Consider the following 7597-nt stretch of genomic DNA (forward strand, 5'->3'; position numbering starts at 1 on the left):
CTTCCCTCACTTACCCGAATCACTGACCTGAGTCAGCTCATCGGGATGCCTTCGCTCGCTGCCTTGCTGTAACACCAGTGGCTTTGGGTATTACTCCGCATTCACGACAGCTACAGTTGTATTAGCTTCCCTGACTTACCCGAATCACTGACCTGATTTGCGCTTAATCACTGGACTTGAGTCGAATATCAGTATTTTCATCTAAATAGGAACAACCAAAATATTATCCTTCCCTATATTAAATAAAAATAGATTTTAATCTAAAATATCCACTTCGCCATACTTTGGTGTGTATTGATTGCCAAATTATCCCCTGCGAAAATAACGTTATTATATAAAAGTGATTAAAACTAACAATAATACCGATAAGAAAATATTCGGCTGACATCTATTTTGTTTATTCAGCCACATATACAATATTAATACCTACCTAGTCAAGACTATTTAATTCGAAGGCGATCCCCTTCGAAATAGTCCCTACACCTTGCTATCTCTAGGCTATAACAAAAAACTTACAGTGCCAGTGCATTAGTCAAAACTATTTACTTTGAACCTTGTCACATAAATGGATATTGGTTCTATTAATTTCTAACTATTAGTCATGGATCTCGGAACTTTATATCAAAATAAATAGAATGGCGTTTCATAAGTGAGATGTATATTTATCATAATAATTAATGTTATTTATTAAAATAAGGTAACTGTAATGAAATTTAAATTATTATCTCTGGCAGTGGCATCACTTATCAGCACCAGCGCAATGGCAGTAACTATTGACTATCGTCATGAAACACAAGACCAAAGTGGTAATAATCACAAAGACCGATTATTAATGTCTCACCGCTTTGCTAATGGCTTCGGTTTATCACTAGAAGGTAAGTGGAAAAGCGCCAGTGACAAAGATAAGCCATTCCATGAAGGTGTGAGTAACGGCACTGAAGTGGTTGCCAGCTATGTCTATAAAATTGACAAAACATTCTCTATCGAACCTGGCTTCTCATTAGATTCAAGCTCGACGGCTAACAGCTACCGTCCTTATCTGCGTGGTAAGGCAAATATCACTGATGATCTCTCTGTTTCGTTGCGTTATCGTCCTTATTACAAACGCACCAGCGCCAATATTAATACAAAAAAAGACACATCTGAAAATGGTTATAATCTGACGAGTGTTTTGAGTTATAAAATCAATAAAGACTTCCAATTAGACTATGAGTTGGATTACAAGCAAGCGAATAAAGCCGGTGTAATTTTATCAGATAACGAAAATTACGATTGGACCCATGATTTTAAATTGACGTATAAGTGGGATAAGAACTGGTCGCCTTATATGGCTATCGGTAATGTTTCCGGCAGCAAAAATACCGATGAGCGCCAAACCCGTTACCGTGTAGGTATCAAATACAGTTTCTGATCCCGCGTTGAAATAATTAAATTCTGACCTTAGGGGTCACACCTCGCTATAACGATTTTTGACAGGTAACGAAGTAATGAAAAAAAGAGCGTTATTTTTGAGTATGACAGCGCTGGCAACGCTGTATATACCCGCCGGACAGGCAGCGGATACCGAACGCCTGACCGTGGTAAAACAGTATGTCGATAATGTATTAAACAAGGCATCCGATACTTACCACGGTGATAAGCCCAGCCCGCTGCTGGCGGATGGTGTTGACCCCCGAACCGGACAGCAATTGGAATGGATATTCCCCGATGGCCGTCGGGCAGTATTATCAAACTTTTCGGCACAACAAAATCTGATGCGTGTCATGAGTGGCTTGAGCCAACTCAGTGGTGATCCGCGCTATCAGAAACGTGCTGAAGATATTGTTCGCTATCACTTCCAGAACTATCAAGACCAGAGTGGCTTACTGTATTGGGGCGGACACCGGTTTGTTGATCTGAAAACCCTCCAACCAGAAGGGCCAAGTGAAAAAGAGATGGTGCATGAGCTGAAAAATGCCTATCCCTACTATGACCTGATGTTCAGTGTCGACAGTGATGCCACCGCTCGCTTTATTCGTGGTTTTTGGAATGCCCATGTTTATGATTGGCGAATTCTCGAAACCAGCCGCCACGGTGAATATGGCAAACCGATGGGCGCACTGTGGGAAAGCAAATTTGAGCAGCAGCCACCTTTCTTTGCTACCAAGGGATTGAGTTTCCTTAATGCGGGGAATGATCTGATTTATTCCGCATCCCTGCTTTACAAACACCAGCAAGATCAGGGCGCATTAACTTGGGCTAAACGCCTGGCCGATCAGTATGTTTTGCCGCGTGACGCCAAAACGGGCCTCGGTGTTTATCAGTTCACACAAGCTCTGAAACGTGAAGAACCCACTGATGATGCCGATACCCATTCCAAATTCGGTGACCGCGCTCAGCGCCAGTTTGGGCCAGAGTTCGGCCCGACAGCACTGGAAGGCAATATGATGCTCAAAGGGCGCACCAGCACCCTTTATTCTGAAAATGCCTTGATGCAGTTGCAATTGGGTAAAGACTTAGGCCCACAGGGGCAGGACTTGCTGAAATGGACGGTGGATGGTCTGAAAGCATTCGCCAAATATGCCTATAACGATCAAGACAATACCTTCCGACCAATGATAGCCAACGGGCAGGATTTGTCGAATTACACCCTGCCGCGTGATGGTTATTACGGCAAAAAAGGCACAGTGCTCAAACCATACAAAGCAGGTAATGAATTCCTGATTTCTTATGCGCGTGCTTATGCTATCGACAATGACCCATTACTGTGGAAAGTGGCCCGCGGTATTGCCAACGACCAGGGGCTGGGTGATATCGGTACTGCGCCGGGCAAAGAAATCAAAGTCAATATGGACACCACCAACAGTGATCCTTACGCCTTGTTTGCTTTGTTGGATCTCTACCATGCCAGTCAGGTGGCGGATTATCGAAAACTGGCAGAGAAAATCGGCGATAACATCATTAAAACACGTTATATCGACGGCTTCTTCATGGCCTCACCTGATCGCCAATATGCCGATGTTGATGCCATAGAACCTTACGCTCTGTTGGCTCTGGAAGCGTCATTGCGCAATAAACCACAGGCAGTGGCACCTTTCCTCAATGGTGCGGGCTTCACGGAAGGGGCTTATCGAATGGATGACGGTTCAGCGCGAGTATCAACCCGTGATAATGAACTGTTCTTGCTCAATGTGGGCGAGAAGCTGCAACCGAACGGCCGTAAATAGTCCCGACAGCGGCCCGTGCTGGGGCCGCTGTTGGTAAAAAGTGCCGAGCAGCGGCTTCCCAGGGTCTGCTTGCCCGGCGCTTTTACCCACGGGTTCTCATCGTCGTGATAAAAAGGATAGGTTGATGAAAAAACAAGTTTTAGCCACAGTTTTGCTCGGTTCGTTGTTTTGCGCATCTGGCTATGCGGCACAAATTGTTGCTGTAACGGCATCCGGTTATGACAGTGAAAAAGGCCATGTTCCGGCGAATGTCGCTGATGGTGATGTTAAAACGCGTTGGGCGGCATCTGGCGAGAGTTGGGTACAGCTTGAATTGGATAAAGAGCAATCCATTGAAAATATTCTGATTGTTCCGTTTAAACCCACCGAGCGGAAACTGAAGTTTTCCATTTTTTACTCCAATGATGGCAAGAACTGGCAGCCGTTGGCTGAAGGTCTGGAAACATCTTCCGCAGATAAAAATGGTGAAAAACTAACTTTCACTCCCGTCACAGCTAGATATATCAAATTGGATACCTTCGGTACGGATGTTAATAACTGGAGTGCCATTAACGAAATTGCGATTAATAGTGCTGCTGCGCTACCCAGTCGGGCCATCAAATAACCCAGACTATTTTTGCTAAATAGCCCCCTTTCCCTACCCTCAAAAGGGGGCAACTACCCGTCGAACGTTCCCTTCAAAAATCATTCATTCCGCTAAATCCTCACTTATGTTGGTTGTTTCTTTTCCATTCATTCTTGTAGCTAATCATTTTGAGTTAATTGTCTGGTTGATTTGACTGAATTCCCATTGTTGCTGCCGCTTGAAGCGTTTCAGTTCTTAATTTCGCATTTAGGGTGCAATCCAGTGCAACTAATAATTTCCATATTGTTATGAGGGTGTTATTTTCCGCGCAAGCACGGATAAAAAAGAAGTGTCACTCAATCATCACATAGAGCAAAGCGACAGGCTGCCGTGTATTTCTCCAAAAGGACATAGTTATGAAAGCTTCAGTATTTAAAAGTCTTTATTTTCAGGTGTTAACGGCGATTACCTTGGGCGTATTATTGGGGCACTTTTACCCGGAACTCGGCGCTCAAATGAAACCTTTGGGTGATGGATTTGTTAAACTAATTAAAATGATTATCGCACCCGTGATTTTCTGTACTGTTGTGACTGGTATTGCGGGGATGGAAAGTATGAAAGCGGTGGGCCGCACCGGTGCCATTGCGCTGCTTTATTTTGAGATTGTCAGTACCATTGCACTGCTGATTGGCTTGGTGATTGTTAACGTGGTGCAACCCGGTGCTGGTATGAATATCGACCCGGCGACACTGGATGCCAAGGCGGTTGCACTTTATGCCGAGCAAGCCTCGCAGCAAGGGATTATACCCTTCTTGCTGGATATCATTCCTGGCAGCGTCGTGGGTGCCTTTGCCAGTGGCAACATTCTGCAAGTCTTACTGTTTGCTGTTCTGTTCGGTTTTGCCCTGCATCGTCTGGGTGAAAAAGGTCAGCTTATCTTTAATGTTATCGAGAGTTTCTCCCGCGTTATCTTCGGTATTATCAATATGATTATGCGCCTGGCACCTATCGGGGCTTTCGGTGCAATGGCCTTTACTATTGGTAAGTACGGTGTGGGTAGCTTGGTGCAGTTGGGTCAGTTGATTATCTGCTTCTACATAACCTGCGTGTTGTTTGTGGTGGTGGTGCTGGGTTCTATCGCGAAATTCAATGGCTTTAATATCTTCAAATTTATCCGTTATATAAAAGAAGAGTTGTTGATCGTGTTAGGGACATCATCTTCAGAGTCTGTGCTGCCGCGCATGTTGGATAAGATGGAGAAAGCGGGGTGTAAGAAATCTGTGGTGGGCTTGGTTATCCCGACCGGTTACTCGTTTAACCTGGATGGAACCTCTATTTACCTGACGATGGCGGCGGTATTTATTGCTCAGGCTACCAATACCCATATGGATGTGATTCATCAGGTGACCTTATTGGTGGTGCTGTTGCTCTCCTCAAAAGGTGCCGCAGGGGTCACAGGTAGCGGCTTTATCGTGTTGGCGGCCACCATCTCTGCGGTTGGGCATTTACCATTGGCAGGTTTGGCGCTGATTCTGGGTATCGACCGCTTTATGTCAGAAGCCCGTGCGCTGACTAATCTGGTGGGGAATGGGGTTGCAACAATTGTTGTCGCGAAATGGTGTAACCAGTTGGATAACGATCAGCTGCAAGCGGTGTTATCAAATAAAACCTTACCGAATAACGAGATAAAGAGCAGCACATCTGCTTGATTCACCCAGAATAAAACATTAAGTCATTTGTCTATTTGATTCACTACCGGTGGCTAACATTGCCACCGGTAGCACCTCGTGATCACCCCCGCGATATCATTTCTTGTGTTAATTACCATTTAGATACTATTTTTTACTCTGATGAGTGACATCCACAAAAGCATGCGGTCTAACAGAATGGTACACTCCCACGTTCCGCTCTCACTGTGACAATTTGCATGAAAACACGCATGGTTCACGTAAGGATTGCATTGTTTATACCCAAAGTAATTGGGGTTGCAGGTAGGCAGCAAATGAGTGAAGCCCGATGAGCTGACTCAAGTCAGTGATTCGGGTGAAGGAAAGCCGCTAACACCGCTGCAACTTCAAGTAAGAAGGGTCAAATTTGGATAGTTTATTAAGTAGGGGTTCACATGCAGGGCACCAGAATTCGTCTCATAGTTGGTGGATTATTGTTGGCTGCCGCCAGCAGTAATGTGCAGGCTGAAGCACTACAACCCGATCCTGCCTGGCAGCAGGGAAAATTAGAAAACGGGTTTTCATGGCAGTTGCTAGCGACACCGCAGCGCCCTAGCGATCGGGTCGAGTTACGTCTGGTCGTTAATACTGGCTCATTATCTGAGAGCGCACAACACGTTGGTTTTGCCCATCTGTTACCGCGCCTGGCATTAATGAGCAGCGCGAGTTTTACTCCTGCCCAGCTTCAGTCTCTATGGCAGCAAGGGGTCGATAACGATCGTCCATTGCCACCGGCTATTACATCTTATGATTTCACCTTATACAGTTTGAGTTTGCCCAATAACCGCCCCGATTTGATGAAAGAAGCCCTGGCGTGGTTATCCGATACCAGTGGCAAACTGGCTATCAGTGAACAGACTGTCAATGCAGCACTGAATAGTGCAACCGATCCCATTGCCACATTCCCGCAAAATATTCAGGAACCTTGGTGGCGTTACCGCCTTAAAGGCTCTTCTCTGATGGGTCATGATCCTGGCCAGCCAGTGGCAAAACCAGTAGATATCGAGAAGCTGAAACAGTTTTATCAGCAATGGTATACCCCGGATGCCATGACATTGTATGTGGTGGGTAATGTTGATAGCCGCAGTATTGCTGCCCAAATTGGCAAAACATTCTCTGAGTTGAAAGGGAAACGTACAACGCCGGCACCTATCGCGATGCTAGCGCCACTGCCACCAGAGCCGGTGAGCTTGATGAGTGAGCAGGCAACACAAGACACATTATCATTAATGTGGGATACCCCTTGGCATCCGATTCAGGACTCCGTTGCGTTAAGCCGCTACTGGCGCAGTGATTTAGCCCGTGAGGCACTATTCTGGCATGTTCAACAAGTGCTGGAAAAAAGTGATCAGAAGAACCTGAAGCTGGGCTTTGATTGCCGGGTGCAATATCAACGTGCTCAATGTGCGATTCACCTGAATACGCCAACTGAAAATCTGACGCCGGGCATGAGTTTTGTGGCGCGCGAACTGGCTAGCTTGCGCACCAATGGCCTGAGCCAGGCTGAGTTTGATGCCTTGATGGTGCAGAAAAACGATCAACTCAGTAAGTTGTTTGCTACTTATGCTCGCACCGATACTGATATTTTGATGAGTCAGCGTCTGCGTTCACAGCAAAGTGGTGTGGTGGATATTGCGCCAGAACAGTATCAGAAGCTACGGCAGGCATTTTTGTCAGGGCTGACGTTGGCGGAGCTAAATCAGGAATTGAAGCAGCAATTATCGCAAGATACTACGCTGATTCTGACCCAGCCCAAAGGTGAGCCAGAAGTGAATGTGAAAGCGCTGCAAGATGCCTATAACGCGATTATGACGCCACACACGGTGGTGCCAGAAGATGCGGCTCCAACAGTGGCTTCTGCGGAGGCAGCTCCTGCGACACCAACAACAGCTCAGTAAGTAAAATATTGAGTGAATCGTAATGAATAAGCCCGGACACTATTGTTCGGGCTTCAGTGATCGAAGGGTTTAACGCACCTAGATACCGTCTTGCCAGCTATCTGGCAAGCGGTATTTCAGCCGCAAATGGTTTACCCGACTTCAATACGCCATAAGCTAACTGCAACAACTTTTTCATTGCTGCACACACCAGGCACTTAC

Annotated in this window: 5 protein-coding genes; all 5 read left to right on the forward strand. The window is 45.9% G+C overall.

The genetic code is table 11. The features are described 5' to 3' along the window. The first annotated feature begins 706 nt into the window (after positions 1–706). The 5 genes from QSV56_RS21755 to QSV56_RS21775 all read left to right on the forward strand — a co-directional run bounded on the left by QSV56_RS21755 (position 707) and on the right by QSV56_RS21775 (position 7396). Positions 707–1411 (forward strand): oligogalacturonate-specific porin KdgM family protein, encoded by a 705-nt coding sequence (locus QSV56_RS21755; RefSeq protein WP_019081639.1) that lies wholly within the window; start codon positions 707–709, stop codon positions 1409–1411. A 76-nt stretch (positions 1412–1487) separates the two neighbouring features. Then, the gene (locus QSV56_RS21760; protein ID WP_046051884.1) at positions 1488–3206 is read left to right on the forward strand and encodes a pectate lyase; all 1719 of its coding nucleotides are present in this window, start codon (positions 1488–1490) and stop codon (positions 3204–3206) included. Between the two features lie 124 nt (positions 3207–3330). Continuing rightward, positions 3331–3810, forward strand: a complete 480-nt coding sequence (locus QSV56_RS21765; RefSeq protein WP_019081637.1) for a discoidin domain-containing protein — start codon at positions 3331–3333, stop codon at positions 3808–3810. 377 nt (positions 3811–4187) lie between these two features. Continuing rightward, positions 4188–5480: a dicarboxylate/amino acid:cation symporter gene (locus tag QSV56_RS21770; RefSeq protein ID WP_011817389.1), complete on the forward strand. Its 1293-nt coding sequence runs from the start codon at positions 4188–4190 to the stop codon at positions 5478–5480. A 413-nt stretch (positions 5481–5893) separates the two neighbouring features. Then, positions 5894–7396 (forward strand): pitrilysin family protein, encoded by a 1503-nt coding sequence (locus tag QSV56_RS21775; protein ID WP_019081636.1) that lies wholly within the window; start codon positions 5894–5896, stop codon positions 7394–7396. The last annotated feature ends 201 nt before the right edge of the window (positions 7397–7597 follow it).

This window comes from Yersinia sp. 22-579 (genome assembly GCF_030433455.1).
Taxonomy (GTDB): Bacteria; Pseudomonadota; Gammaproteobacteria; order Enterobacterales; family Enterobacteriaceae; genus Yersinia; species Yersinia enterocolitica.